The sequence below is a fragment of the uncultured Faecalibaculum sp. genome (genome assembly GCF_910588395.1).
Lineage (GTDB): Bacteria > Bacillota_I > Bacilli_A > Erysipelotrichales > Erysipelotrichaceae > Faecalibaculum.
The window spans coordinates 1-26,267 of sequence record NZ_CAJUPA010000026.1; the positions used below are offsets into that span (position 1 = coordinate 1).

Annotated in this window: 24 protein-coding genes and 1 other RNA gene; 12 read left to right on the top strand and 13 right to left on the bottom strand. The window is 56.3% G+C overall.

The window, feature by feature from the left end; translation table 11 throughout:
• The coding region (locus tag QZ305_RS08005) for a hypothetical protein (protein WP_294731206.1) at positions 1-229 on the top strand (229 nt) is incomplete at its 5' end.
• 267 nt (positions 230-496) lie between these two features.
• Here the strand turns inward: QZ305_RS08005 and ssrA are convergent.
• From ssrA to QZ305_RS08020, 3 genes are all read right to left on the bottom strand, one after another.
• Positions 497-859: a transfer-messenger RNA gene (gene ssrA, locus QZ305_RS08010) on the bottom strand.
• A gap of 185 nt (positions 860-1,044) precedes the next feature.
• Positions 1,045-1,503 carry an SsrA-binding protein SmpB gene (smpB, locus tag QZ305_RS08015; RefSeq protein ID WP_294731207.1) on the bottom strand — a complete coding sequence of 153 codons (459 nt, stop codon included), beginning with the start codon at positions 1,501-1,503 and terminating at the stop codon, positions 1,045-1,047.
• Between the two features lie 292 nt (positions 1,504-1,795).
• Positions 1,796-3,208, bottom strand: coding sequence for an amidophosphoribosyltransferase (locus QZ305_RS08020; RefSeq protein WP_294731208.1), 1,413 nt, complete (start codon positions 3,206-3,208; stop codon positions 1,796-1,798).
• 215 nt (positions 3,209-3,423) lie between these two features.
• Here QZ305_RS08020 and bcp point away from each other — a divergent pair, with 215 nt between their 5' ends.
• From bcp to QZ305_RS08035, 3 genes are read left to right on the top strand one after another with little or no spacing between them, the layout of a single operon-like run.
• Positions 3,424-3,906, top strand: coding sequence for a thioredoxin-dependent thiol peroxidase (gene bcp / locus QZ305_RS08025; RefSeq protein WP_294731209.1), 483 nt, complete (start codon positions 3,424-3,426; stop codon positions 3,904-3,906).
• Positions 3,903-4,385 carry a flavin reductase gene (locus tag QZ305_RS08030; protein WP_294731210.1) on the top strand — a complete coding sequence of 161 codons (483 nt, stop codon included), beginning with the start codon at positions 3,903-3,905 and terminating at the stop codon, positions 4,383-4,385. The genes bcp and QZ305_RS08030 overlap by 4 nt, the downstream gene beginning before the upstream one ends.
• Positions 4,382-5,326 carry a ketopantoate reductase family protein gene (locus QZ305_RS08035; protein WP_294731211.1) on the top strand — a complete coding sequence of 315 codons (945 nt, stop codon included), beginning with the start codon at positions 4,382-4,384 and terminating at the stop codon, positions 5,324-5,326. Before QZ305_RS08030 ends, QZ305_RS08035 begins: the two co-directional genes overlap by 4 nt.
• 193 nt (positions 5,327-5,519) lie before the next feature.
• Here the strand turns inward: QZ305_RS08035 and QZ305_RS08040 are convergent, their stop codons facing one another.
• The 7 genes from QZ305_RS08040 to QZ305_RS08070 form a co-directional block, all read right to left on the bottom strand.
• Complete coding sequence (locus QZ305_RS08040) at positions 5,520-6,194, bottom strand: GDSL-type esterase/lipase family protein (protein ID WP_294731212.1); 675 nt, start codon at positions 6,192-6,194, stop codon at positions 5,520-5,522.
• Entirely contained in the window at positions 6,194-7,114 is a 921-nt protein-coding gene (locus QZ305_RS08045) for a MurR/RpiR family transcriptional regulator (RefSeq protein ID WP_294731213.1), read from the bottom strand. Before QZ305_RS08045 ends, QZ305_RS08040 begins: the two co-directional genes overlap by 1 nt.
• Positions 7,111-8,004 (bottom strand): ROK family protein, encoded by an 894-nt coding sequence (locus tag QZ305_RS08050; protein ID WP_294731214.1) that lies wholly within the window; start codon positions 8,002-8,004, stop codon positions 7,111-7,113. The genes QZ305_RS08045 and QZ305_RS08050 overlap by 4 nt, the downstream gene beginning before the upstream one ends.
• A 93-nt stretch (positions 8,005-8,097) precedes the next feature.
• Positions 8,098-8,571 (bottom strand): YhcH/YjgK/YiaL family protein, encoded by a 474-nt coding sequence (locus QZ305_RS08055; protein WP_294731215.1) that lies wholly within the window; start codon positions 8,569-8,571, stop codon positions 8,098-8,100.
• Positions 8,568-10,130 (bottom strand): sodium:solute symporter, encoded by a 1,563-nt coding sequence (locus tag QZ305_RS08060; protein ID WP_294731216.1) that lies wholly within the window; start codon positions 10,128-10,130, stop codon positions 8,568-8,570. The genes QZ305_RS08055 and QZ305_RS08060 overlap by 4 nt, the downstream gene beginning before the upstream one ends.
• Positions 10,131-10,226: 96 nt before the next feature.
• Entirely contained in the window at positions 10,227-11,144 is a 918-nt protein-coding gene (locus tag QZ305_RS08065; RefSeq protein WP_294731217.1) for a dihydrodipicolinate synthase family protein, read from the bottom strand.
• A 1,061-nt stretch (positions 11,145-12,205) separates the two neighbouring features.
• Positions 12,206-12,655 (bottom strand): DUF5684 domain-containing protein, encoded by a 450-nt coding sequence (locus QZ305_RS08070; RefSeq protein WP_294731218.1) that lies wholly within the window; start codon positions 12,653-12,655, stop codon positions 12,206-12,208.
• Positions 12,656-12,880: 225 nt separating this feature from the next.
• Here QZ305_RS08070 and pfkA point away from each other — a divergent pair, with 225 nt between their 5' ends.
• The 4 genes from pfkA to QZ305_RS08090 all read left to right on the top strand — a co-directional run bounded on the left by pfkA (position 12,881) and on the right by QZ305_RS08090 (position 16,967).
• The gene (pfkA, locus tag QZ305_RS08075; RefSeq protein WP_294731219.1) at positions 12,881-13,843 is read left to right on the top strand and encodes a 6-phosphofructokinase; all 963 of its coding nucleotides are present in this window, start codon (positions 12,881-12,883) and stop codon (positions 13,841-13,843) included.
• A 51-nt stretch (positions 13,844-13,894) separates the two neighbouring features.
• Positions 13,895-15,310, top strand: coding sequence for a pyruvate kinase (gene pyk / locus QZ305_RS08080; RefSeq protein ID WP_294731220.1), 1,416 nt, complete (start codon positions 13,895-13,897; stop codon positions 15,308-15,310).
• Between the two features lie 139 nt (positions 15,311-15,449).
• A complete protein-coding gene (locus QZ305_RS08085; RefSeq protein WP_294731221.1) occupies positions 15,450-15,956 on the top strand; it encodes a DUF3284 domain-containing protein in 507 nt (168 codons plus the stop codon).
• 204 nt (positions 15,957-16,160) lie between these two features.
• On the top strand, positions 16,161-16,967 hold the full coding sequence (locus tag QZ305_RS08090; RefSeq protein WP_294731222.1) for a DUF368 domain-containing protein: 807 nt from the start codon (positions 16,161-16,163) through the stop codon (positions 16,965-16,967).
• Positions 16,968-17,083: 116 nt separating this feature from the next.
• Here the strand turns inward: QZ305_RS08090 and QZ305_RS08095 are convergent, their stop codons facing one another.
• A complete protein-coding gene (locus tag QZ305_RS08095; protein ID WP_294731223.1) occupies positions 17,084-20,479 on the bottom strand; it encodes an FtsX-like permease family protein in 3,396 nt (1,131 codons plus the stop codon).
• Positions 20,479-21,183, bottom strand: coding sequence for an ABC transporter ATP-binding protein (locus QZ305_RS08100; RefSeq protein WP_294731224.1), 705 nt, complete (start codon positions 21,181-21,183; stop codon positions 20,479-20,481). Before QZ305_RS08100 ends, QZ305_RS08095 begins: the two co-directional genes overlap by 1 nt.
• 95 nt (positions 21,184-21,278) lie before the next feature.
• Here QZ305_RS08100 and QZ305_RS08105 point away from each other — a divergent pair, with 95 nt between their 5' ends.
• From QZ305_RS08105 to QZ305_RS08115, 3 genes are all read left to right on the top strand, one after another.
• Positions 21,279-22,142: a DegV family protein gene (locus tag QZ305_RS08105; protein ID WP_294731225.1), complete on the top strand. Its 864-nt coding sequence runs from the start codon at positions 21,279-21,281 to the stop codon at positions 22,140-22,142.
• Complete coding sequence (locus QZ305_RS08110) at positions 22,139-23,023, top strand: DegV family protein (protein WP_294731226.1); 885 nt, start codon at positions 22,139-22,141, stop codon at positions 23,021-23,023. Before QZ305_RS08105 ends, QZ305_RS08110 begins: the two co-directional genes overlap by 4 nt.
• Positions 23,024-23,443: 420 nt before the next feature.
• Positions 23,444-24,319, top strand: coding sequence for a LysR family transcriptional regulator (locus tag QZ305_RS08115; RefSeq protein ID WP_294731227.1), 876 nt, complete (start codon positions 23,444-23,446; stop codon positions 24,317-24,319).
• Between the two features lie 152 nt (positions 24,320-24,471).
• Here QZ305_RS08115 and QZ305_RS08120 read toward each other — a convergent pair whose 3' ends face one another.
• Positions 24,472-25,710 carry an MFS transporter gene (locus QZ305_RS08120; RefSeq protein ID WP_294731228.1) on the bottom strand — a complete coding sequence of 413 codons (1,239 nt, stop codon included), beginning with the start codon at positions 25,708-25,710 and terminating at the stop codon, positions 24,472-24,474.
• 262 nt (positions 25,711-25,972) lie between these two features.
• On the opposite strand from QZ305_RS08120, the gene rpsF reads away from it, so the two are divergent.
• The gene (gene rpsF, locus QZ305_RS08125; protein WP_294731229.1) at positions 25,973-26,266 is read left to right on the top strand and encodes a 30S ribosomal protein S6; all 294 of its coding nucleotides are present in this window, start codon (positions 25,973-25,975) and stop codon (positions 26,264-26,266) included.
• The last annotated feature ends 1 nt before the right edge of the window (position 26,267 follow it).

Consider the following 26,267-nt stretch of genomic DNA (forward strand, 5'->3'; position numbering starts at 1 on the left):
GTACGGTGGTGTGAGAGGGAGGGGCAGCACTAACCTGTTCCTCTCTACTCGATTGCTGCTGATTCAGCCGGACCGGAAGAATGAAGCTGTGGTTTCGGAAGGGCTCCGGGAGTTTCCGGCAGCTGAAAGACGATCTGATCAACGCCGTGACGCAGGGAAAAGCCTTTCTGAACCGGCTGAATCGCTCAAAAAGAGGGAAAACAGTCAGAATGTGCGTGAAAATGCCTGATATTTACTGAATTGACCCATGTTCAGATGGAAGCCGGCGTCCGGAACAGGCAGAGCAACGGCTTTGACAAATACGATTCATACCAAGTCCATGGCCAGTTTGATGTGCCTTCCTCCGGCAGGCAGGCATATCAGGCAGCCAGGACCTCCGTATGTAAAATGTAAAAAAAAGACCTCAGATTTCTCCGAGGTCTCTGATAATCACGAACCAAAGGTGATTGCCATTTATAATCAATCCTGTTACGTCTGTGTTCGGATTTGTTTTCCATGGTGGAGGTGAGGAGAATCGAACTCCTGTCTGCACAGCGTCCCACGATTCTGCCTCTACAGCTTAGTCCATCTTTGTACGCTTCATCTTACGGCATGGACAGCCACAGATGAAGGGTTGGCGCAATTGTCGGTACCGCTGCCTGCCGGACAGCGGACTTAGTCATTCAGGTTTTACACACAGTGGCAGCCGATGACAGGCCGCCAGAGGGGCTGCAAGAGATACGTTCTCTTTAATTAAGCAGCAAAGGCCATCTGGCCGTAGTTGTTGTTTCTAGCGTTTCGCTTTAGGTTTGGTCTTTGACGGAACCACCCGGCTGCAGCAGGATCCAGACATCTGTACATCGAATGCCTGAACACCCCCATGGACAATGATTTTACCACAATTCAGCATCTGATGTCCATTGCCTGCCCGGACCGTCTGTCACACGACTGTCAGTAACATACCACCTGTCTCATGCCCCGGTCATCCGCCATCCAGGGACCCGGAGCGCATGAACCATGCCGCCTTCCGTTCCTAGGACCATCCGGACTGCAGACAGCCGGAATCTACCGCATCCGGGTTTTCATTGCCTTTTCAATCTCCCGCTTCGCATCCCGGGCCTTTGCACTCTCCCGCTTGTCATGCAGATCCTTGCCCTTTGCCAGCGCGATCTCCAGCTTCGCCAGACCTTTGGACAGATACAGCCGGACCGGCACCAGGGTATAGCCCTTGATCCGTGTCGCCTGATCCAGCTTCAGAATCTCCCGCTTGTGCAGCAGCAGCTGCCGGTCCCGGGTCTCATCATGATTGAACCGGTTTCCAAAAGCATAGGGAGAAATGTGCATGCCCTTGATCACCGCCTGTCCCTTCCGGATCGACACATAGCTGTCCTTCAGATTCACCTTGCCCTGCCGAATCGACTTGATCTCCGTTCCCTGCAGCACCAGACCGCATTCATAGCGGTCAAACAGTTCGTATTCATGTCTGGCCTTGCGGTTTACCGCGATTGTTTTTTCCTTGCTCATCCCCACCATCATAACAAAACCAGCGGACAAAAGAGAAATTCCCCGACAAAACCCGCCACCTCGGGTCCTCTCTCAGGACATCCCATCCGGCCTCCCGGCTGCAGCCATCCATTCTCCCTCCCAGCCAGTCCTCCAGCCTCCATCCCTCCAGTTTCCGGCCTCCTGCCCGCCGCAGAAAAAGCGGACAGGCCACCCGCCAGGGACAGCCCATCCGCTTTCATTTCATCCACCGGCTCTGCAGACCGGAACCGCCTCCGGGCCGCTGTCTGCAGCCTGCAGCCGCATTTCTTCCTTATTCCTCGCCGTTCCAGCAATACGTACACAGCGACTGGCGGGGCAGCCCGATGGACTCAATCATGTCATCCAGCCGGTGATACCGCAGCGTCGTGAACCGGGACCGCCGCCGGATCTCTTCGCACATCGCCGCATACTCCGGCGAATCCGGATCCGCATACCGCTTCAGCGTCGCCTCATCCGGCTCGCCCTTCTCCAGATCCCGGATCACCCGCCGCGTGATCAGATCATAATCCGACGTCGACCGGGAAAAGTTCAGGAACTTGCAACCGTACATGATCGGCGGACAAGCCGGCCGCACATGCACTTCCTTCGCCCCGGAATGATACAGGAACTCCGTGGTTTCCCCCAGCTGAGTCCCCCGTACAATGGAGTCATCGATCAGCAGCAGCCGCTGATCTTTGATCAGGTCCTTCACCGGAATCAGCTTCATCTTCGCAATCATCGAACGCTGACTCTGATCCGTGGGCATGAACGACCGGGGCCAGGTGGGTGTGTACTTGATGAACGGACGGGAGAAGGGAATCTGCTTCTCATTCGCATAGCCCACCGCATGCGCCGTACCGGAATCCGGCACACCCGCCACGCTGTCCACTTCCACCTGTGCATCCCGCTTCGCCAGAATCTGCCCGCAGCGGTTGCGCATGACCTCCACATTCACACCTTCATACGTACTCGTGGGATAGCCATAGTACACCCACAGAAAAGAACAGATCCGCATGTCCTCCAGCGGCTCCTGCATCACATTCAGCCGGTCCGGCGCCACGAACACAATCTCACCCGGCCCCAGATCCCGCACAGGCTCATACCCCAGATTCAGAAACGCACTGCTCTCAAACGTCACACAGTATCCCGTTTCCTTGTGCCCGATGATCACCGGCGTGCGCCCCAGCCGGTCTCTGGCCGCCCAGAGTCCCTCCGGCGTCAGCAGCAGAATCGACAGAGAACCCCTGACTTTCTCCTGCACAAACTGCAATCCCTCCAGAAATGAATCCTTCAGACTGATCATCGCTGCCACCAGCTCCGTGGGATTGATCCCCCCGGAGCTCATCTCCAGAAAATGCGTCATTCCCGCCTCGAAACAGAGATCCTTCAGCTCCTCCAGATTGTTGATCCGGCCCACCGTCGTGATCGCATAGCTCCCCAGATGAGAATGCATCAGCAGCGGCTGCGCCTCGAAATCCGAAATGCAGCCAATCCCCAGATTTCCCCGGAACTTCGCCAGATCCTTGTCGAACTTCGTCCGGAACGGCGTGTTCTCGATGTTGTGGATCGCCCGTTCAAACCCGTGCTCCTTCCCGTACACCGTCATCCCCGCCCGTCTGGTACCCAGGTGCGAATGGTAGTCCGTGCCGAAGAAGAGATCCAGAACACAGCTCTGCGTGGAAGCCACACCAAAAAATCCGCTCATAATATCCTCCCTGTCTTTCCTGACCTTCAATACGCGCTCATCGTACCGCATTCCTTTGAATGTTCCAAAAACTTTCGGCGATTCTGTATACTTCTGAAGTATGAAGACCCATTCCGTTTGCCCCGTGCCGATCCATGCCCGGGCATCCGCAGCCCGCAGGGGGCGGCATCGGCAGCAGCACAGACGGACTGCGGTGAGAACAAGGAGGAATGAACATGATTGAAGCAGGGACCATGGCGCCGGATTTCACGCTGGAGGACCAGGATGGCAATCCGGTGACACTGAGCAGTTTCCGGGGCCGACCGGTGGTGCTGTATTTTTATCCGAAGGACAATACCTCGGGGTGCACGACGCAGGCGAAGGGGTATACAGAGCTGAAGACGGAATTCGAGGGAAAGAATGCGGTTGTAATCGGGATCTCGAAAGATTCCCCGGCGAGTCACCGGAAGTTCATCGAGAAGCAGGATCTGAATCTGATCCTGCTGTCGGATCCGGAGCACAAAGTCAACGAGCTGTATGATGTGTGGAAGGAGAAATCCATGTACGGGAAGAAGTACTTCGGCACGGTACGTTCGAGTTTTCTCATCGGGCCGGATGGTGTGATCCTGGAAGCAGGGGAGAAAGTGAAGCCGAAGCTGGATCCGGAGAACATGCTGCGTGCGCTGGATGCGCTGGTGAAAGGGGAGACTCAGGCATGATCCGGGTGGATCCGTTTACGCTGTTTGACCGGAACTGGGCGCTGCTGACGGCGGGAACTGCGGATGATTTCAACACGATGACGATCAGCTGGGGGATGCTGGGGACGCTGTGGGGCAGGCCCGCGGCGACGGTGTATGTCCGGGAGTCCCGGTACACGCTGGCGTTTCTGGAGAAATACGACTGGTTTTCGATTTCGTTTTTCGATGAGGAATGGAAGAAGGACCTGGGGATCCTGGGAACGGTCTCCGGGCGGGATGAGAACAAGATTGCCATGACGAAACTGACGCCGGTGCCGGTGGGGGAAGATCATCAGGTGATGGGATTTGCCCAGGCGAAGATGACGCTGATCTGCCGGAAGATGTATCAGCAGGGGATGGATCCCGGGTGCATTGGGCAGGATGTCCGGCAGCGGTTCTACGCGGATTTTGACTTCCACCGGATGTTTGTGGGAGAGGTCACGGAAGTGGAGGCTGCATGACGGATCCGGCAGGGAGAATATCCGGACGGCTGGCGCGGGTGGCGGTGGCCGGGCGCGGGGCGATCGGGCTGCTGTACGGTTCCCGGATGCAGGATCATGGCATTGAGCCGGTGTTCATTGCGGATGCAGAGCGCATCACCCGGTACCGGCAGCACCCGGTGATGGTCAATGGCACCGGGCGCCGGTTTGCGTACCGGAGTCCGGAGGAGGCAGCCGGGGAATCCGGGTTTGCGGATCTGGTGCTGATCATGACCAAGGCCGGGCAGCTGGAGGAAGCCCTGGAGGAGATCGCACCGTTTGTGGGACAGAATACGCTGATTCTGTCGTGTCTTAACGGGATCACCAGCGAAGAAACCGTCCGCAGGCGGTTTCCGGAGAATACCGTGATCCGCAGCATTGTGCAGGGAATGGATACGGTGTATCTGAACGGGGCGTGCCGGTACAGTCACATCGGCGAGATTCTGATCGGGGAAGACGGTCCGGGTCAGCGGGAGGCCATTGAGCAGCTCCGAACGTTCTTTGCTTCCATGGGGATGCCCTGCCGGGTGTGTGATGACATTGTCCGGGAGCAGTGGAACAAACTGATGCTCAACTGCGGGGTGAATCAGATCTGCGCGGTGTACGGCTGCGGCTATGGCGGCGCGGCGGGTGAGCACCGGGATCTGTTTGTTCGGGTGATGGAAGAAGTCCGGCAGACGGCGGCTGCGCAGGGAATCGGTCTGGGTCAGGAAGACATCCAGCGGTGGCTGCGGGTATGCGAAGAGCTGGATCCGGCTGCGATGCCCAGCATGGCGCAGGACATCCGGGCGGGACGGAAGACCGAGCTGTGTCTGTTCTCGGGCACGGTGGTGCCCATGGCCCGGTCTCTGGGGATTCCGGTGCCGGAGCTGGAACGGCTGCAGGCACAGATCCTGGCGCTGGAAGCGGCGCAGGAGAGCTGATTTTTTCCGGCATTCCGAAAGCGGGTGCGAAAGCCGGCAGACTGACTGATCAACCAGACAGATGCCATACAGCAAAACAGGCAGTGTCCGTCGGGTCCTCCTGATGACAGGGGAACGAGGCAGACACTGCCTGTTTCAGTTTTCGCTGTATGATCCGGAAAGCGCCTGTGGCTGGACCGGATGGGGCCGGCGTTCAGTCCTCTTCCAGCATCCGGCGCAGGCTGCCGCTGATGGCTGCTGCCAGTTTCCGATGGTTTTCCGCATCCATGTGCAAGCCGTCCAGACTGGAGGCTGCGGCATAGTCCTGGGCGTCCAGAATCGTCACGGGATAGGGCTCCAGGGCCTGATGGATCTCCCTGGTCAGCAGCCGGGACTGCTGAAGGGAATACGCATCGAATCCGCCGCCTTCGCCTTCCAGTTCCGGCAAGTTCTCCCCCAGCAGAATGGGGCAGACCACCAGGAGTTTCGGCTGTGTGAAGCCTTCATACAGCGTGGGGTTCATCCACTCCCGGACATACTCCCGCAGACCATTGGCGATGTAGCGGGCGGAGCAGTGATAGGTGGATTTCAGATCGTTGGTCCCCAGCATGAGCACCACTGCATCCAGGGGCTTGTGGGACATGAGCATCATTTTCCAGGCATCAAAGCCGCATTTCTCCGGCATGTGGGGGTCTTTGCACATGGCGTTCCGGCTGTTGAGACCCTCTTCCAGGATTTCCGCATCCAGATCCAGAGATCTGGTCCAGCGCTTTTCCTGCCGGTGGCCGTCTGCGGGGGAGAAGCCCCAGGTGTTGGAGTCTCCGAAGCAGAGAATTCGTTTCTTTGTCAAAATCTGTGTCCTTTCCATGACCGCCGCATCGTCCTGCATCAGGATGTCTCCCGGCGGTTTTTGTGCAGGGCTTCCAGTGTCTGCTCGTGAAGGCTCTTCTTGAAGTCCCGGTTCTGCCGCATGTAGGCGGCATAGAGAATGTCGGTCATCACCAGCAGGGGAAACTGCGGGGAGATGAAATGGCCGTGGTTCATGTGTACCAGAGAAGGCACCAGGACCACTTCGTCTGCCAGATGGGACAGATCTTCCTTGCTGCTGGAGGTGATGAGCAGTGTTTTTGCGCCCCGCTCCCTGGCCACTGTCAGATGCTCCAGAAACTCTTTCCGGGATCCGGACAGCGACAGACCGATGACCAGATCATCCGGGGAGCGGAACACGGAGAGCATGCGCATGGTGTCCACGTCGCTGCAGGCTTCGATGCCCACGCCCACCCGCATGAACCGGCTGGCCATTTCCTTCGCGGCGATGCCTGAAGATCCCAGACCGCTGACGTACACCCTGCCGGCGTCGGAGATCATCTGCGCCACCCGGCAGATCTGTTCTTCGTCAATGAGACTGTAGCTTTTGGTGAGCAGATCCTGGTAGGCATCGAGCACCTGCAGGGTGGATTCATTGACCCGGGGATCCGGTTTTGACGCATTCAGACTGCGCTCGTACTGATACATGAATTCCCGGTAGCCTTTGAATCCGCATTTCTTGGCAAACCGCACCAGCGTGGCTTCGGATACCGCCAGCAGCCGGGCCATGGCTTTCAGCGAAGAGTCTGCCGGTTCGTTTTCCTCCAGAAACCACTTCGCAATAAGCTTTTCGGTCTGGGTCATGCCGGAGTAGGCCGCTTCAATGAGCGGAATGGCTGATTTTTCCTTGTACTGCATGGAGATCACCCCTGTTGCCAGTATAGTACCTGATACCGGACAGGCAGCACCATTCACAGGCAGTTCGCCCGGTGCACCACTCATGTCAGTTCAGGATGACGGTTCATGAAGTTCACCAGCGCGCCCTTCATGCCCGCGGCATTCTGGTGACCGGCGAACTCGATCCGGGTGGCATCTGCCACCAGAGGAATGGAGTACCGGCGGAAGGAAGCTTCGATGGGCTTGCGCAGCACGGCTTCCTGAGCCATGATGCCACCGCCCAGCACCACCACTTCCGGGTTCAGGACAAAGCACAGTCCGGCAATGCCGGCGCCCAGGATCCGGCACATTTCGTCAATGGCTTCCTGACACTGTGCGTCCCCCGCAGCGGCAGCCGCGAAGATCTGCCGGCCGTTCCATTCCTGCGGGGTACCGCCTTTCATGCGGGCCACATTGGCACTGAGAACACTGGTGGCGGCCAGATCCTGGAAAGGCCTGCCTTCCACCGGCAGATAGCCCACTTCGCAGGCGGAATAGGTATGACCGTTGAGCAGATGGCCTTCTTCAATAAAGCAGCCGCCGATGCCCGTGCCGACGGTCATCACCAGGGCGGATTTCGCGCCGGCTGCGCTGCCTGTGGCGTATTCTGCCAGCCCGGCGCAGTTGACATCGTTTTCCGCTTCCACCGGCAGATTGAATTCGGACAGTTCCTGCCGGAGGCTGGTTCCTTTCCAGCCGGGGATCGCATCGGTGGCGTGAAGAATGGATGCTTCGTCGGAGTTGACCACCCCGGCGGTGGAGACGGCAATGCCCGCAGCATCCGGGGCTTTCTGCAGCATTTCCCGGACGATGGTCCGCAGTTTTTCCGTCAGGGCTTCGGCTCCTCTGGCGGCTTCTGTGGGGGTTTCGGCTGTGTGAAGCACGTCTCCTTCGGTGTTCAGCACGCCGTACTTGATGGCGGTTCCTCCCAGATCAATGCAGATGATGTTGTTCATGACTGTTTCCTCCTGTCACATATCTGTTGTCATTGTATTTCTTGTATTTCGAAAAACGGCGCCTTTCAGCAACAATCTGAAAGGCGCCGGGGATCAGTCGATCCTGACCTTGAAGATGGCCTTTTTCACTGTTTCCGGCTTGCCGCCGCAGGCGACCGCCGTGCGGTGGGCATCTTGCGGGAAGCAGACCAGGAAGTCGCCGGGCTGCATCATGACAGATGCATTCTTGCCGCCGTCCGCCGGCTGGAAGTCGCCTTCCGGCTGATACACACCGCACGCCAGGTTTCCGAGAAAGTTCATGTCGATCTGTTCCCGGCCGGAGATGGTCACGTGGACATCCAGGTACGCCTTGTGGGCTTCCCAGAACCGTTCTTCCGGCTGCTTTGTTTCGTATTCCACCACATTCACGAACAGCCGGTCGCCGTCAATGGCGTGCTGTCCGCAGGGCAGTGCAGCCAGATCGTGGCCCGCAGCCCAGTCCAGGGCTTCCTGCACACCGGCACTCACCGGACCGAACGCCTGCTGCAGGCTTTCGGTGTCATGATTTCTCAGCGTGCCGAAGATCATGCAGCTTCGCCTCCGGCAGCGGGACGTCCCAGGCTTTCGGACTTCGCTTCCTTCTTTTTGCGGAAGTCACCGAATACCGTGAAAGCCGGGGCATCGCTGACGTGACCAGTGACTTTGTCATAGAGCCAGCTGCAGGGCAGACCCACAGCCAGGCACACTGCGATGGAGATCAGAGAATAGGACCAGATGGATACATCCGCGCCACCGTACTTGATTGCAACCATGACAACGGAGGATGCGATGAAGCCGGCGAAGGCACCGAAGGTGTTGGCACTGCGGAAGAAGACACCCAGAATGAAGATGCCCACCAGAATGCCCAGCACCAGGCCCATGAAGCCGTTGAACCACTCGTAAGCGGAAGTCACGCCGCCCTGTGCCAGCACAATGGCCACCACGATGGAGAAGATGCCCACGAAGAGGGATACGTACTGACCAATCTTCGTCTGCTTTTCGAAGCTCATTTCCTTCTTCGACAGACGGGACTGAATGTCCAGGGTCCAGGAAGAAGCCACGGAGTTCAGACCGGTGGACAGAGTGGACTGAGCCGCTGCATAGATCGCAGCCAGCAGCAGACCGGTGATGCCCACGGGCAGCTCGAATGCGATGTAGGAGGCGAAGATCTGGTCCTGCGCCGCTGCAGGGGGCAGGGGGTTCTGCTGATAGAACACATACAGACCGGTGCCGATCAGATAGAACACAGTAGCCAGACCGATGGAGAGCAGACCGTTGCCGCGCATCATCTTGTTCAGCTGTTTTGTGTCGGTGGTGGTGGTGAATCGCTGCACGATGTCCTGGCTGGATACGTAGGATCCCAGAGTGTTCAGGCCCGCGCCTACGATCATCAGGAATACGGAATCACGAAGGATGTTGGCATCGAAAATCGGCTGGTCGGGCATCAGGAACTTGTGCTCGGCAGTCAGTGCGTTCCATACAGCGCCGAAGCCGCCGTCAATGGTGCACAGCAGGAAGATCAGGGCGAATACAATGCCCACGATCAGCACGGTGCCCTGAATGAAGTCAGTCCAGAGAACGGATTTCAGACCGCCGGTGTAGGAATAGATGATGGCGATGACACCCATGACCAGAATCAGGAGGTTCACGCTGATGCCTGTCAGGCTGGCCAGCACCATGCAGGGCAGGTACATGATGATGGACATGCGCCCGATCTGATACACGATGAACATCACGGCGCCCAGAATGCGCAGGGCTTTGGAGCCGAAGCGCAGTTCCAGATAGTGGTAGGCGGTGTCGATGTCCAGCTTGGCGTAAACCGGCAGGAAGAAGCGGATGGCCAGGGGAATCGCGATGAGCATTCCCAGCTGGGCAAACCACATGATCCAGGTCCCGGCATAGGAGTTGCCCGCCAGGGACAGGAAGGAAATCGGCGACAGCAGCGTCGCGAAGATGGATACGGATGTCACCCACCAGGGGATGGTTCCGTCGCCCTTGAAATATTCCTTGCCCTTCATGTCTTTCTTGGCAAAGAACAGGCCGGCAACGAGAACGGCGCCCAGGTAGACAACGAGAATGATGAAGTCAATGACTGTAAAACCCTGCATGTTTGTCTCTCCTTATATGTTGATTGTGTCGTCTGTTGTGTCGTGTCTGTGAAATCAGTGTGTCAGGCTGTGCCCTGGGAGGCGGTCAGCTGCGGCTTAGAGATATTTCTTCTTTGCTTCCCGGATCATGGCAGCCGCTTCGGATACCACTTTCTGATCCGCTTCGCAAAGGGGAGCCAGAGGCGCCTTGACGCTGCCCAGGTTAAGACCTTCGTTTTCCTTCAGGATGGCCTTGATCACCGCATACATGTTGCCGTGAGCGGAGCACATCTTGTAGATGATGGCATTCACGTCGTACTGGATGGCTTTGGCCAGTTCCAGATTCTTGTCTGCCAGGGCTTCGTTCATCTTCAGGAACAGTTCGGGCATTACACCGTAGGTGCCGCCGATGCCACCTTTTGCACCGATGATCCGGCCGGAGATGAACTGTTCATCCGGTCCGTTGAATACGATGTAGTCCTCGCCGCCGTCCTGGCAGAACATCTGAATGTCCTGAACGGGCATCGAGGAGTTCTTGACGCCGATCACCCTGGGGTTCTTGCGCATTTCCGCGTACAGAGTCGGTGTCAGGGCCACGCCTGCCAGCTGGGGAATGTTGTAGATCACAAAATCTGTGTTGGGAGCCGCATCGGAGATGTCGTTCCAGTATTTCGCGATGGCGTGTTCCGGGAGCTTGAAGTAAATGGGGGGAATGGCTGCAATGGCATCCACGCCCAGGCTTTCTGCATGGCGGGCCAGTTCCTGGCTTTCTTCCGTGGAGTTGCAGGCTACGTGGGCAATGACGGTCAGGGAACCGTCGTTGGCCTTCATGACGTTTTCCAGCACCTTTTTCCGTTCAGGTACTGTCTGGTAGATGCATTCGCCGCTGGAGCCGTTTACGTATACGCCCTTCACGCCTTTTTCGATGAAGTATTTGGTCAGATCCTGAACGCCCTGTTCAGAAATATTTCCGTTTTCGTCGTAGCAGGCATAGAAGGCAGGAATGACACCTTCGTACTTTTCCAGATTTCTCATGTTGTTTCTCTCCTTTTTCTGTTTTTTTTCAGTTTCCCCAAAGTCCTGTCCGAACGCGGACAGGGCAGGGAAGATGGCGGGAATTCGTGCCATCCAATGGTCACCGGGCCGATTTGAAGCCCCGGCGCCTTGTGCAGAAGTAAGTATACGGTTACAGAAATTAATTTCAATTCAAAACTATGATTTAGAAATTACTTTCAGAATCAGGCACAAACTGCCCCTGAATGTATCATCAATTGATGAAATTCCGTCACTATTAAGCAGAAATCCTGAAATCCCTTTCAGGTCAGATGGTTTGCAAGAAAAAAGAACTTCTGCTTCGCTGTTGCGTCAGAAGTTCTTTTTGCGAAAGGGGATACAGAGATAAGTGCGGTTCCGTAAGCAGGAAAAAGCCGTACCTCATTCGAATCGGGAAGAGATGATCAGAATCTCAGGGCATGGATCTATCTGTGTCTGGATCTCCGGCCGGAACAGCGTGTCTGATACGAATCTGTAGGGTGTGACGGGAATGAGATGTAAGATTTGCGTCACATCGAAAATAATGAACAAAAAACACCTGAATCATGCATATATAGATGCTGATTCAGGTATAATGACTGCACCGGCTGTTACTGCTTTCGATGGTCAGTGTCTGCGTGATCCAGGCCAGGTTGCGCACAGCTTCGACGTGCAGAACAGCCAGCCTTCCAGCGGCTGTTCTGCTGGTCGAAGCAGTTCAGAGAAGAAAAAATGCCTGAGTCGTCCGGTACACGATCAGGCGGTCCCAACAGGGATAATTAAAACCTCGAAAGCAGCACGGTCGTGCTGTTCACTGTCGTTATAGCAATGTAATGGTCTGATGCCTATCGGGAGTGTGTATTTGGCCCGACCAGCAAGTTCATGCAGACACATCAGCCGTCCTGTTTGGGGACGGCTTTTGTGTCTGGAACACAGGAAAACACTGCCTGCAATCTACAAATGTGAACAGGAAAAAGGAGCCATCATTCGCTGTCCCGTTCAATCGGGCAGTTCATGAGGCTCCATCAAAATCGGTATCTTTGATGACAGCTTGCCGAATATTATCAGAATCCCAGGGAATTTGTCCGCCAGGGCTGATATGTGGAACTGCCGAATCCGAGGATCACCGTGAAAATGAAGGGGAAGAAATACAGTCCCAGACCATACAGGATGTTGTGGCCGAAGGCGAATGACAGCCGGTAGCAGCAGGTAATCTGAATGAGCATCTGCACCAGTGACAGGATCATGGAAATGATATAGGCAAATCCTGTGGTGGTTTCGGTCTGGAAGCCGAAGATGCCGGCGAATACGGAAATTCCGAACCAGATCCAGAACAGCGAGGTGTTCCAGCAGAGTTTGTACACAATATACATATTGTAGATGGGGATGATGGCTTTCCAGCCTGCCTCGCCGGCTTTTTCGAACATTTTCCAGGCACCGGCGACGACGAGAATATACCAGATGACGGTCAGCACCCAGAAGATAGGAGACGCGACCATTGACATCAGAAACATGATGATTCCTCCTTGTCCTGCTATGTTTTTATTGTAGGAAGGATAGAGGATTCAGGCGACTGCGTTGCCCATCCTGCAGACAGAGCAAAGAATCTGTTCAGGCTGCCAGCTGCTGAAGGTCCCGGGCTATCCAAACCCCGTTCACAGCCGGTTCAGCAAGGCTGAAATATGGTACTATACAGGTGATATGAACGACGGGAAACATATGTTTCCAAAGGAGGATCTATGATCAAGCGAATCGGAATCCTTACGTCCGGAGGCGACTCCCCCGGAATGAACGCCGCGATCCGCGCCGTGACAAGAGTCGGGATCAACAGCGGCCTTGAGGTCTTTGGAATCTACAATGGATACAAAGGCATGGTTGAGGGATATATTGAACCGCTTACAAAGGAAAGCGTAAGCGATATCGTGAACCGCGGCGGTACCATACTCGGGTCTGCCAGACTGCCGGAATTCAAGGATGAAGATGTCCGGAAAAAAGCCGTGCGGCAGCTGCAGAAGCGGGGAATCGAAGCTGTGGTGGTCATTGGCGGCGACGGCTCCTACCGGGGCGCCCTGGAACTGACCCACATGGGCATCAACTGCATCGGGCTGCCGGGAACGATCGACAATGACATTACCTGCACGGATTACACAATCGGTTTCCAGACAGCTCTGGAAACGATTGTAGATGCCATAGATAAACTGAAGGATACCTCCAACTCCCATCACCGCTGTTCCATCGTGGAAGTTATGGGCAACCGCTGCGGCGACCTGGCTCTGTGGTCGGGAATCGCCACCGGAGCGGAGATCATTGTCACCAGCGAGACCGGTTTTGACGAGCAGGAAATCCTTGACAGACTTCGGGATTTAGACTTGATTCGCAAGAAAAAGCATGCGATTATCGTCATCAGTGAGAAGATCACTGACGTGCATCAGTTAGCCAAAAAGATTTCCCTGAATACCGGATTTTCCGGCAGGGCAACCGTACTCGGTCATATTCAGCGGGGAGGATCTCCCTGTCCCTTCGACCGTATGCTGGCAAGCCAGATGGGCGAAAAGGCCGTGGACCTGCTGATGCAGGGAATTGGCGGCCAGTGCGTGTCGATCAGGGAAAACGTTGTACAGGCCTTCCCCATTGAGAAAGCCCTGTGCATGCCTGCGGAGAGCCGAAAGCCGCTGACCAACCTGTTCGAGCGTCTGGGATAAACCGGAAAGTTTTATCAAAAAGGGAATCGAATCGAAGAAGGAAGAGGTTTTATGGAAAAGAAAACGAAGATCGTCTGCACGATCGGACCTGCCAGCGAAAATCCTGAAATGATCAAGAAACTGGTCAATGAAGGAATGAACATCGCCCGTCTGAACTTCTCTCACGGAAGCTATGAAGAACAGGGCGACCGGATTAAAATGGTGCGCAATGTCTCCAAAGAGCTGAACAAGCCCATTGGCATTCTGCTGGACACCAAAGGCCCGGAAATCCGTCTGGGCAACTTTGAGAACGGAGGCGTGGACTTTTCCGAAGGCGACAAAGTCACCATCGTGAACGAGGATGTACTCGGCACGAAGGAAAAATTCCAGATCCGCTGCCCGGAACTGTTCAACGACGTCAAAGCCGGTGATTATATCCTGATGGATGACGGCAAGATGCGCGTGGATATCACCGATGTGGTTCCTGGCAAGGAAATCCAGGGTGTTGTGGCCAATCCCCACTTCCTGAAATCCAACAAGGGCTGCAACGTGCCCGGTGTCATTCTGTCCATGCCCTTCATCTCCCCCAAGGATGAAGCCGACATCCGCTTCGGTGCCCAGAACGATGTTGACTACATTGCCGCATCCTTCGTGCGCCGGCGGGAAGATGTACTGGCGATCCGGAAGATTCTGATCGACGAAGGCAAGGACCGGATCCAGATCATCCCGAAGATCGAAAACCAGGAAGGCTTTGACAACCTGCGCGACATTCTGGAAGTATCCGATGGTGTCATGGTTGCCCGTGGCGATCTGGGTGTAAATGTATCTCTGGAGTATGTCCCCATCTATCAGAAACAGATGATCAAGATTGCCAACGAAATGGGCAAGCCGGTCATCACCGCCACTCACATGCTGGAAAGCATGCAGGGCAACCCCCGGCCGACCCGTGCGGAGGCCAGCGACGTGGCTAACGCCATCATGGATGGTACAGATGCGATCATGACCTCCGGTGAAACCGCCGCCGGTCTGTATCCCGCAGAATCCATCCACACGATGACCAAGATTGCCAACGCCATCGAGCCGATGATTCCCTACAAGGACATTCTGAAGAACTCCATCAAGTCCAGTGCACGGACCAACAACGATGCCATTGCGATCTCCGTTGCCGATACAGCGCTGGATCTGGACATCAAGGCCATTGTCTGCTTCACACAGTCCGGCAACTCCGCCAAGCGTCTTGCGAAGTTCCGTCCGGAAGCACCCATCATTGCGGTATGCTTCGATGAAGTGACACAGCGCTCTCTGCTGCCGACCTTCGGTGTATTCCCCTATGTATCCGAGATTCAGAACTCCCCGGAAAACGATGTAAACCTGGCGAAAACCATTGCCCAGAGCTATGGCTTCAACAAGGGCGATCAGATCGTTGTTGTTGCAGGGTATCCGGTAGGTTCCGGATCCACGAACATGATGCGGATCGTGGAGATCTAAGACCTGTCATATAAGCAAAGCGGTTCCCGTTGCGGAGCCGCTTTTCTGTGTTTTCCGGACAGCGAAAACGGAGAGTGCGTTTAAGCCTGTTCTCTGATAAAATAACCAAAGTCAAGGAAAACGATGAGGTGAACGGACTATGATCAAGGCGAGCAGAGTGATGAATGTGCCGGCAGAGGCGCTGTTCGACATGCTGATTGAAAGTGTCATTTACGATATCAAGCAGAGTACGGGCAAGACGGTCCGTCCTGCGAATTTCAAAAAGGGGACCAACTACCGCAAGCGCATCAAGACCAATGCCAAAGGGCAGAAGGGTGTGGCGGTGAAGGTTACGGTGACGGAGCTGGAACGCCCGCTGGTGTATGAAGCCCGTTTTGAGGGCGGCAATGACAGCTACACCATTATCCGCTATGAGATCGAGAAACTCAGCGAAGAAGGGGACGAGGAGGGAGATTACATCCGGGTGACCTATTCCGAGGATTACAACGATGTGGGCAAAATGAGCAAGCCTGTGCGCGGATTCCAGAAGATTTTCGCCAGAAGCAACCTGAAGCGGACCCTCAAGGGCATGGAGGACTCCGTGAAGGAGAACATGAAGCTGAAAGAGGAGAAAGAAAAGGAAAAAAACGGAGACGCTGCTGAATAAGCAGAATCTCCGTTTTTTGCGGTGTACAGGATTAATCCAGATCCAGGGGCCGCCTGCAAAATCACCACCGGCTGTCAATGTAAAGAACAGATTTCTCTTCACCTGCAAGCCGCAGGCTCCCTTACAAATATTTAACATGCAAGTCTCTGGAGCAGATCTGCTTCCTTCCGTAAAATGAACCCATTGCGAAAGGATGATCACAAGATGAAATCTCCATGGTGGTTGCGCTTTGGACAGGGGCTGCTGATCGGACTGGGAGCCGTACTTCCAGGCATCTCCGGCGGCGTCCTGTGCGTGGTATTCGGTATATATCAGCCGGTGATGGAACTGCTGGCCAATCCCCGTCTGCTGTTCTCCAGACCCGCTCTCTGGAAACCGCTGCTTCCGGTATTCGTCGGGGGCGTCTGCGGTTTCCTGGGGGTGGCCAGGATCCTCTCCGTCCTGCTGGACAAATATCCCGCCCCTTCTGTCTGCCTCTTTGCCGGGCTGATCCTGGGCATGATCCCCGGACTGCTCCGGGACGCCGGAAGCCGGGGCAGCCATCCAGGTGACTGGACCTGTCTGTGGGCCGCATTCATCGTGACGATTCTGCTGCTGACCGGACTGCAGCTGGCCAGAATCACCATTGTCCCCAACTGGTTCTGGTACATCTTCTGCGGCATCTGCGCCGCCCTGAGCATCATTGCACCGGGGCTGTCATTCTCCACGCTGCTCATGCCTCTGGGACTGTACGTGCCTTTTCTGGCAGGACTCAGCAGCTTTCAGGCCGGGACCATCCTTCCTTCGGTGCTGGGGGCTTTGCTCACAGTGATCCTCCTCAGCCGGGTTGTGAATCATCTGTTTGAAACGAAGTATTCCCCGGCCATGCACGCCATGACCGGTCTGGTTCTGGCAGCTACCCTGGTCATCATCCCCTTCGGACAGATGTCCCTGATTGCCCTTCTGTTTCTGGCAGGTGGGATTCTTGCGGGGTATGAAATGGACCGGTACAATGCCCGGTATGCCGTATAGCCACGGGCATCCCGAGCCCTGGCACGCCCTGCCTTCCATCGGCAAAGAAACCAATATGCAGAATCCCCGGACACCACTGCAGGTATCCGGGGATTTCTCTGTCTGTACAGAAACCGCTATTCCACGGCTTTCAGCGATTCCACCATTTCCACTTTCCGCAGGCGGTACTTCATGACGAAGTTCACCATGAGGGCGAAGAGAACCGTGAGTCCGAAGGCGAAGACAAAGGACATCGGGGAGATGATGCGGCCGAACATCACGTCGTCCAGTTCGGCGAGGTTCATGATCAGACGATGCAGCCAGATGCCCAGCACCAGACCGGCCCCGCCGCCAATCATGGCCAGGATCAGCGATTCCCGGTTGACGTAGGCATTGACTTCGGGTTCGGTGTAGCCCAGCACTTTGATTGTGGCGATTTCCCGCATGCGTTCGGAGATGTTCACATTGGCGAGGTTGTAGAGCACCACGAAAGCCAGCATGGCGGCGGAGATCACCAGCACCACGACCACCATTTTGATGGAGCCGATCATGTCCAGGAAATTCTGCTGGAGTTTTGAGTAGAAGGAAACCGAGCGGACGTCCGGCAGTTCCATGATTTCGCCGCCGAGGGTTTCCTCGAAGGAGGCACTCTGATCGTCTGTCTGCAGGAGATACACGTCCTGGGGTTCCTCGCCGGTGTTCCAGGCACTGAATGTCTGTTCGGAGACATAGATCTGATGTCCGACGTACTGAGAGAAGACACCGGCCACTGTGGTTTCCAGGGACTGGTCGTCTGCGGTTTTCAGCGTCAGTTTCGATCCTTTGCGCAGATTCAGCTTTTCCGCCATTTTCTGGGAGACCAGCGCGCCTTCCTTCGGGACAGTCAGCGGTTCTCCCCCGAGGCTGTTCAGACGCACAAAGTCCTGCAGCCTGTCCGTGCCGCTGTCGGGGATGATGTGCAGCGTGCCGGAGACGTCATCCTGGTCGATGGTCAAAGTCACCGGCAGGTTCTGTTCTTCAAACACCCCGGTGACGCCTGCAAGATCCTGCAGGGAGGCTGTCAGTCCGGGATCATCTGCGGTGACGGCGGCGTTGTACTGATAGATCGCGCCAAACTGCTCAGAGACAATGCTGGAGATGGAGTCATTGATGCCGAATCCCGCCACGAGCAGGGCACTGCAGCCGGAGATGCCAATGACGGTCATGAAGAACCGCTTTTTGTAGCGGAAGATGTTGCGCAGGGTGACTTTGTGCAGGAAGGGGATCTTCTGCCAGATCACCGGCACTTTCTCCAGCAGGATCTTCTTTCCTGCGACACCGGCTTTGGGCCGCATGAGCTGACTGGGGACTTCCCGCAGTTCCCGGCCGATGGAGAACAGCGTGGTGGCCAGGATCACCAGGGTCACGCTGCCGGAGGCCAGCAGCATGAGCCCTGGCTGGAGAACGGTCTTGATGGTGTCAATGGTGTACATGGTGTTCCAGGCGTAGAAGATGATGTACGGGAACACGACCATGCCCACGGCGCAGCCCAGGATGGAGCCCAGGATGGAAGCGCTGAGGGAATAGAGAATGTACTTCATGGCAATCTGCCACCGGGAATAGCCCAGGGCTTTCAGCGTGCCGATGGTACTGCGCTGTTCGTCCACCATGCGGGTCATGGTGGTCATGCACACCAGGGCGGCGACGAGGAAGAAGAACACGGGGAATACCGAGGCGATGCCGTCCATGCGGTCAGCGCAGGACTGGTAGTCCCGCCAGGAATAGAACGAGTTGCGGTCCAGCACGATCCACTCCGGTTCCAGCTGATCCAGTTCATCCTGCGCTTCCTGGATTTTCTTCTGTCCCTTTTCGGTTTCTTCCTTCAGCCTGGTTTCGCCGTCTTTGAGTTCTTTTCTGGCGGTTTCCAGATCTGCCCGGCCCTGTTCCAGCTGTGCACTGCCCTGGGCGAGCTGTGTTTCGTGGCTGTTCAGTTCCTGCCGGGAGGCTTCCAGCTGTGCGCTGCCTGCAGCCAGCTGATTCTGTGCCGCTTGCAGTTCGGGCAGCCGGGTTTCGGCTTCCTGAATCTGTGCCAGCCCTGCGGCGACCTGCTGCTGTCTGGCTTCCAGGTCTGTGATGGCTGCCTGGGCCTGTTCCAGCCCGGTCTGGGCTGTCTGTTTCTGTTCTTCCAGCTGCGCTTTCTGCGCTGTGAGCTGCGCATGGGTGTCCAGAGCAGCCTGAATCTGTGCCAGCTGTGACTGCAGCTGTGTCAGCTGCGCCTGCAGTCCCTGAGCCATGTCCGGATCGGTGATGGCAGCCAGCTGGTCCTGCAGGGTCTGGATGCCGGCTTCCACTTGGGCTTTCTGTGCCTGCAGGGCAGCCGGATCGATCTGGGCGAGACCGGTGTCGATCTGTGCCAGCCCCGCTTCAATCTGAGCCAGTGCGCTCTGTGCCTGGTCCCGGGCTTGGATGGCCTGCGTCAGTCCCTCCCGGATCTGGCTCTGGGCGCTTTCCAGTTCCGGCTTGCGGGCCTGGGCTTCCTGAATCTGCGCCAGTCCCTGATTCAGCTGTGTCCGGGAACTGTCCAGTTCTGCCTGACCCTGCGCCAGCTGAGCCCAGCCCTGGTCCAGCTGGCTGCGGGAATCTGTCAGTGTCTGTTCGTTCCGGCTGATTTCGGCTTCGCCTTCCTGAATCTGTTTCCGGGCGTCCGCCAGCTGTTTTTCCCCTTTTTCGGTTTCCTCCTGCAGCTGTTTCCTTGCATCTGCCAGTTCCTTGCGGGGATCTTTGAGCCGGGCATCGATCCGGTCATCCGCAATGGCTTCCAGACGGTTCACCACAGGATCGGTGACATCGAAGTAGGCATCTCCATAAGTGTTCAGCTCTTTGGCCCCGCTGACGGTGATGTCGGCTTCGGTGTAATAGTCAGCCTTGACGGCGCTTTCCGGCACGAACAGGAAGCCGTCCACGGAGCCGGATCCGATGGAGGAGGTGCCTTTTTCATAGCTCAGGTACCGCGGGGTGAAGCCTTTGCCCACCACGGTGTATTCCTCATATTCCAAGGTGTCCGACAGCGGATCCTCCGTGCCGGAGTGCAGCCGGATTCTGTCACCGATCTGAAACGTGCCGTTGAGTCCGCTTTCTACACCGCCGCCTTCGATGAAGCATTCATCGGGTTTTTCCGGCAGCCGGCCTTCTTCCACCCGGAGCAGATTCATCTGCGGGTTTTCCGGCAGGGAAAACAGTTTCCAGACCTGTTCCGACTTGTTGAGCTGCACCAGCACATCCTGGTTGTACAGCCCCTGGACGCTTTCCACCCCCGGGACCTGCTTCATGGCCTCCAGATCCTCCTGGTTCAGCCCCAAGGTGGAGAACACCTGAATGTCCTGCAGACCATACCGGTCGAAGTAGTCATCCGCGCTGGCTTTCATGTCCGGCGGACTGGCTTTGATGCCGGCGAAAAACGCCACGCCCAGTGCCACGATGAGCAGGATGGAAAGAAACCGCCCCAGCGAGCGGCGGATTTCCACCAGCGTCTCCTTCAGCAGTACCGGCGGCATCAGTATTCAATCTCCCGGGCATCCATGGGATGCGGATTCAGTGTCACGGAATGGATCTTTCCGGATTTCACATGGATGACTTTGTCCCCCATGGGCGCCAGGGCGCTGTTGTGAGTGATCATGATCACGGTTTTCCGGTTCTTCCGGCAGGTTTCCTGCAGCACTTCCAGGACCTGCTTGCCGGTCTGATAATCCAGGGCGCCGGTTGGCTCATCACACAGCAGCAGCTTGGGGTTTTTCACCAGGGCACGGGCGATGGCCACCCGCTGCTGCTCGCCGCCGGAGAGCTGGCTGGGAAAGTTGGAAGCCCGGTCGGACAGACCCACGGCGGCGATGGCTTCGTCGATGTCCAGAGGGTTCTTCACAATCTGGGCAGCCAGTTCCACGTTTTCCCGCAGGGTGAGATTCTGCACCAGGTTGTAGAACTGGAACACGAATCCCACATCGCTGCGGCGGTACAGCGTCAGTTCTCTGTCGTTGTCTTTTGCGATGTCGTGTCCGTCCACGATGATCTGGCCGGCGGTGACAGTGTCCATACCCCCCAGCAGATTCAGAATGGTGGATTTTCCGGCACCGGAGGCGCCGAGAATCACGACGAATTCTCCTTCTTCAATGGAAAACGAAACGTCGTCCAGGGCGCGAATGGAAACTTCGCCCATTTCATATGTTTTTGAAACGTTGTCAAATTCAATAAATTCAGGCATGTTGTTACGCTCCTGTCTGAATAGTAACAGATTGGCCCGGGGTTTGAGGAGTGATGCCAAAAAGACTATCATAAATGAATAAAAGGAGTATCAATATGAACGTTCGTGTAATGACCGACAGCGGTTCGGGTCTGTCGGAAAAACAGGCACAGGCTCTGGGCATTGACTACCTGCCGCTGCAGGTATCCGCGGGAGAAACTACCTATCTGGACGGAGTGGATCTGACCACGGATCTGCTCTATGACATGCTGGAGAAGGGAGACATGCCCTCCACCAGTCTGCCTCCGCTGGGCATTGTGGAGGACTTCGCGGAGAAATACGAAGAGAAAGGGGTCACGGATGTGGTGCTGATCACCCTGTCCTCCGGCCTTTCCAGCACCAATTCCACCGTGACGGCTGCCCTGCAGTCCCATGGTCTCAAGGTTCATACCCTGGATCTGTACACCACACTGGCAGTGGAATGGTATGCGGCCAATGCTGCAGCTCAGCTGGCGGCAGCAGGTGTGGCCCCGGAAGAAATCATCCGCCGGCTGCAGGAAGCCATTGACGATTCCAAAGGATTCCTGATTCCGGAAGACCTGGATCATCTGGCCAAAGGCGGCCGGCTGACGCCCATGGCGGCCAAGCTGGGGGGGCTGCTGAAAATCCGCCCGATCCTGGAAGTATCAAAGGATACCGCCGGCAAGGTGGATGTCTGGGACAAAGTCCGGACCACGAACAAAGCCATCAAAAAAGCCGCGGAGCACATTCAGGAAAGTCTGACACCGGGCAAAGAATATGAATTCTTCGTCATGGATTCCCGCAATCCGGAAGGCGCAGCCCTGGCTGTGAAGTCTCTGGAAGAAGCCGGAGCCTCCCGGGTGCTGGAACATGCGCTGTATGCCGTCATTGCCAGTCATACGGGCATGAACGCCGTGGGTTTGCAGTACATTCCGAAGGTTGAAGGAGTGGCCATATGAAGAAACTCGCATTTGTGACCGATTCCGGATCCGGTTTCTCCAAAGCGTACTGGGAAAAGGAAGGCATCTATTCGGTTCCCCTGCAGCTGGACATCAACGGACAGAGCGCCGAGGATTATGAGACGGTGCTGCCGGCGGATATCGTGGAGAACCTGAAACAGCAGGTGCCCATGAAAACCTCGCTGCCAAGCCTCGGGGCCATTGAAGACCTGTTTGAAGAACTGAAGGCCCAGGGGTACGACGGTGTCTTCGCGATTCCCATCTGTCAGGGGCTCTCCGGCACACTGAATGCCATGGAACTGGCCGCCCGGAATCAGGACCTGGAATTTACCGGATTCGACACCGGCAGCACGGCGGTTCTGCAGGCTTACTGCATCCGGCAGGCAAAGAAGATGTACGATGCGGGAAAGGACATTCCGGAGATTCTGGAATTTCTGAACAAAGTGTGTGACAAAGCCGACACGATCCTGCTGGTGGATGACCTGCAGCATATGAAACGGGGCGGGCGTCTGACAGCCAGTGCGGCGCTGCTGGGGGGACTGCTGAAAATCAAGCCGGTGCTCCATGACAACCGGGAAACCGATGGCAAGGTGGACGTGCTGGGAAAAGTGCGCACGATGTCCAAGGCCCAGGGTTTTGTGATCGACCGGCTGAAGTCTCTGGGTGCAGGACCTGGCTGGGATGTGACCGTGGCGCATGTGGGTGTACCCCAACCGGCGGAAGCCTATGCCGCCCGGATCCGGGAAGCCATTCCGGGCATCACCACCCGGATCATCGATCTGGTCAGCGCCGTGGCGGTGCACACAGGACTGGGCTGTCTGGCGGTGCAGGCGTTTGATCCCCAGGGCGAGCTCATCGAGTACGATCTGACAAAGGCATAGATCTTCCCGGGGTGCAAAAGTCCGCAGACAGAGAAGATGGAACAGAAAAGACAGGCGGTGCCTGTCTTTTCAGCATATATTTCTGTATATATTTTCTGCATATAAGATGAACGGTCAGCTGTGCCAGCAGCGGGCTCACATGACCGGCAGGAACGCCCGCATACAGCAGTTCCGCTTCCAGCTGGCGTTTCATGGATTCATCCGGGCGGATATCCTCCAGACTGGCAGTACCCAGCAGCACCGGGACAGCAGCAAAGACAAAGAACAGTTTTTTCATCATATTTTCCTCCTGTATCAGTCCTTCAGGATATCCTTGCCTATCGTGTAAGGTCATCCATTCACAAATGAAAACTGACTAATCTGGTCTTATTTACAGGTTTTTGCTGTGATCCGCTGAAACAGACACAGGAGGACCAAATCATGAATCTGATGAGCCCGGAATACTTTTCCGCCCTGATCCGGCATGGAAGCTTCACAGCCGCCGCGAAAGCCCTGCACATTACCCAGCAGACGCTCAGTGCCCACATTGCGGCGCTGGAGGAAGAATTCGGCCAGCAGCTGGTGGAACGTACCAGTCCTGTCCGCCTCACCCAGGCTGGCAGAGTGTTTCTGGACTGGAGCCGTGATATGCTCGTGCGGCAGCAAAGGCTTTTCCATGACATGGAAGCCGTGGGCAATGACCGGGGCGGGCATCTGAGGATCGGCATTGCCTATACCCGCAGCTGCATCCTCATGCCGGAACTGATCTTCCGCTGGCCTGACCGGTACCCGGATGTGACGTTTCTGCTGTATGAAGCAGCCAATCCCGCACTGTTTGCCAAAGCCCTTCAGGGTGAACTGGATCTTCTCATCGGTGTGTTTCCCACCTGTCCCGGGGAACTGACTCTGTATCCGTATTACGAAGACGAAATCCTGATGCTGCAGCCGCTGGCAGAAGGAGACTATCCGCTGGCTCTGGGCTATCCCACGGAAATCGCAGGACAGGTGGGCAGACGGTGGAATCAGGACCAGCAGAAACCGGTCCTGGTTACATCGGACAATGTGCTGGCCCTGACGGAGCTGTGCCTGAAGGGCCAGGCGATTTCATTCTGTCCCCGGCTGATTCTGGAACGGGCCTATGGCAGCAGCCTGCAGGAAAAAGTGCATTTGCTGAACTTGCCGGACTACGCCCGGTATGACGTGCAGTTTGCGTTGCCGCCGCACAGCCGGGGCTGGAAGCTGGTGGAGGCCTTTATGAACCTGGCCCGGGATCTGGTAGCCGGCAGCAGTCTGCCCGCGACACAGGTCAGCGACTGAACGCAGAATGAAACCGGGATCTTTCGCAGCCGATGATGACAGCCGGGGCTGAAAAACGATGGGAAAGCCGTGCACACCGGTGAATCGGCAGCCCTGGTCTCCATCGGCTGGAGAGAAAAAAGGCGGAACGTGAGTTCCGCCGGGGGTCAGAGTCAGTCGTTTTCCATGCGGGCGGCTTTCGAGAACAGAAAGAACCCCAGCAGGAAGAGAACGGTGATGCAGGCAACGCCGAAGGACTGGTTGCCGGTGGCCTGGGTCACAACGCCTACCACCAGCAGGCCCAGGAAGCTGGCGCCTTTGCCGCAGATGTCGAAGAGACCGAAGTATTCCCCGGACTGTTCCTCGGGGATAATCTTCGCGAAATAACTCCGTGACAGAGCCTGGATGCCGCCCTGGAAGCAGCCGACGCAGAAAGCCAGGAACCAGAACTCCCAGAGTTTGTCCAGCTGCACGGCGAAACAGGCAATGAAGAAGTACGCCAGGATGCAGATTTTGATCAGCGTCGCGGTGTCTTTCTTCTTGGAGAGCACCGCGAAGATCAGACTGGCCGGGAACGCCACGACCTGGGTGAGCAGCAGAGCCAGCAGCAGCCCGGTGGTGTCCAGGCCCAGGCTGGCGCCGTAGGCGGTGGCCATGTCGATGATGGTGTACACACCGTCGATGTAGAAGAAAAAGGAAAGCAGGAACATGAAGATCTTCCGGTGTTTCTTCACGCTGCGCAGGGTGTGAGCCAGGCGGGAGAAGGAATCGGAGATGATGTGCCGTTCGGGTTTGATGGATGACTTCTGTCTGTAGCCGCGAACCAGGGGGAGTGTGAAGAGTGCCCACCAGGCGGCATTGAGCAGGAATGTGATGACCATGGCGGTGTGCATCGTGATGCCGATTTTGTCGTAGAGCAGCACGAAGACCAGAGAGATCAGAAATGGAATCACACTGCCGATGTAGCCCCAGGCATAGCCTTTGGTGGAGACGGCGTCCATGCGTTCAGGGGTGGTGACGTCCACCAGCATGGAGTCATAGACCACCAGGGACAGGCTGTAGCAGACTTTGCCGGCAATGTAGAGCACCAGGAACGAGAGCCAGGAGCCCGGGAGCCAGAAACAGGCCAGTGCCAGGGCGCCGAGAAAAGCCGAACCCAGGAACACTTTCTTTTTGTTGCCTTCAAAGTCCGCCAGGGTGCCAAGCACTGGTCCGGCGAAGGCCACGATCAGCGTGGAAATGCTGGTGGCGTAGGACCAGTAGGACAGATATGTGGATTCATCCAGTCCGGCGGAGAGCGCCAGGGAGTTGAAGTAAATGGGCAGTATGGTGGATACGAGCAGAATGAATGCGGAGTTGCCGATGTCGTAGCAGACCCACTGCAGTTCTCTGCGTGTCAGTTTTGTATTCATGCTGTTTCACCTTCTTGTCTGGTTTGAGTGTAACATGCAATTGAGAAAGGGCTGCCAGTGCCGGAACACAAAATCTCCGCAATCCGGCAGGAAAGCGGTTAGATGGGATGATTGTGATACGAGTGTCACCACGCTCTGGGGGTCATGGCGGGTCACTGGTTGAAGCCGGGGCCTTGTTCGTGTATGATAATCAGGCAAGTTTATGTGCTTGCTCTCTGTCTTTCGTGAAAGAAAGACCAAAGACCAAAGGGAGGTGTACCAAGTGAAAAAGTACGAAATCATGTATATCGTGAACGCGAATGTGGATGATGCGGCATTTGATGCCCTGGAGAAGCGCCTGTATGCGCCGATCACCGAAAACGGCGGTTCCATTGACAAAATCGACAACTGGGGCCTGCGTGAATTCGCCTACGAAATCGACCACATGAAAAAGGGACACTATGTCGTTGTGAACGTAACCGCAAACAACGCAGGCATCGAAGAGTTCGAGCGTCTGACACGGATCAACCCCAATGTGATCCGGACCATGGTGATCAAGACCGAAGACGAAGAGTAAA

Excerpts from the sequence above, each read along its gene's own strand:
- smpB (WP_294731207.1), bottom strand. The coding sequence starts at position 1,503 with ATGAGCAAGGAAAAAACAATCGCGGTAAACCGCAAGGCCAGACATGAA.
- QZ305_RS08060 (WP_294731216.1), bottom strand. The coding sequence starts at position 10,130 with ATGCAGGGTTTTACAGTCATTGACTTCATCATTCTCGTTGTCTACCTG.
- QZ305_RS08050 (WP_294731214.1), bottom strand. The coding sequence starts at position 8,004 with ATGAACAACATCATCTGCATTGATCTGGGAGGAACCGCCATCAAGTAC.
- QZ305_RS08085 (WP_294731221.1), top strand. The coding sequence starts at position 15,450 with ATGATCAAGGCGAGCAGAGTGATGAATGTGCCGGCAGAGGCGCTGTTC.
- QZ305_RS08040 (WP_294731212.1), bottom strand. The coding sequence starts at position 6,194 with ATGCAGGACGATGCGGCGGTCATGGAAAGGACACAGATTTTGACAAAG.
- QZ305_RS08120 (WP_294731228.1), bottom strand. The coding sequence starts at position 25,710 with ATGAATACAAAACTGACACGCAGAGAACTGCAGTGGGTCTGCTACGAC.
- QZ305_RS08045 (WP_294731213.1), bottom strand. The coding sequence starts at position 7,114 with ATGAGTGGTGCACCGGGCGAACTGCCTGTGAATGGTGCTGCCTGTCCG.
- QZ305_RS08035 (WP_294731211.1), top strand. The coding sequence starts at position 4,382 with ATGACGGATCCGGCAGGGAGAATATCCGGACGGCTGGCGCGGGTGGCG.
- pfkA (WP_294731219.1), top strand. The coding sequence starts at position 12,881 with ATGATCAAGCGAATCGGAATCCTTACGTCCGGAGGCGACTCCCCCGGA.
- QZ305_RS08115 (WP_294731227.1), top strand. The coding sequence starts at position 23,444 with ATGAATCTGATGAGCCCGGAATACTTTTCCGCCCTGATCCGGCATGGA.
- QZ305_RS08070 (WP_294731218.1), bottom strand. The coding sequence starts at position 12,655 with ATGTTTCTGATGTCAATGGTCGCGTCTCCTATCTTCTGGGTGCTGACC.
- QZ305_RS08090 (WP_294731222.1), top strand. The coding sequence starts at position 16,161 with ATGAAATCTCCATGGTGGTTGCGCTTTGGACAGGGGCTGCTGATCGGA.
- QZ305_RS08065 (WP_294731217.1), bottom strand. The coding sequence starts at position 11,144 with ATGAGAAATCTGGAAAAGTACGAAGGTGTCATTCCTGCCTTCTATGCC.
- QZ305_RS08095 (WP_294731223.1), bottom strand. The coding sequence starts at position 20,479 with ATGCCGCCGGTACTGCTGAAGGAGACGCTGGTGGAAATCCGCCGCTCG.
- QZ305_RS08105 (WP_294731225.1), top strand. The coding sequence starts at position 21,279 with ATGAACGTTCGTGTAATGACCGACAGCGGTTCGGGTCTGTCGGAAAAA.
- QZ305_RS08030 (WP_294731210.1), top strand. The coding sequence starts at position 3,903 with ATGATCCGGGTGGATCCGTTTACGCTGTTTGACCGGAACTGGGCGCTG.
- QZ305_RS08055 (WP_294731215.1), bottom strand. The coding sequence starts at position 8,571 with ATGATCTTCGGCACGCTGAGAAATCATGACACCGAAAGCCTGCAGCAG.
- QZ305_RS08020 (WP_294731208.1), bottom strand. The coding sequence starts at position 3,208 with ATGAGCGGATTTTTTGGTGTGGCTTCCACGCAGAGCTGTGTTCTGGAT.
- QZ305_RS08100 (WP_294731224.1), bottom strand. The coding sequence starts at position 21,183 with ATGCCTGAATTTATTGAATTTGACAACGTTTCAAAAACATATGAAATG.
- bcp (WP_294731209.1), top strand. The coding sequence starts at position 3,424 with ATGATTGAAGCAGGGACCATGGCGCCGGATTTCACGCTGGAGGACCAG.
- pyk (WP_294731220.1), top strand. The coding sequence starts at position 13,895 with ATGGAAAAGAAAACGAAGATCGTCTGCACGATCGGACCTGCCAGCGAA.
- QZ305_RS08110 (WP_294731226.1), top strand. The coding sequence starts at position 22,139 with ATGAAGAAACTCGCATTTGTGACCGATTCCGGATCCGGTTTCTCCAAA.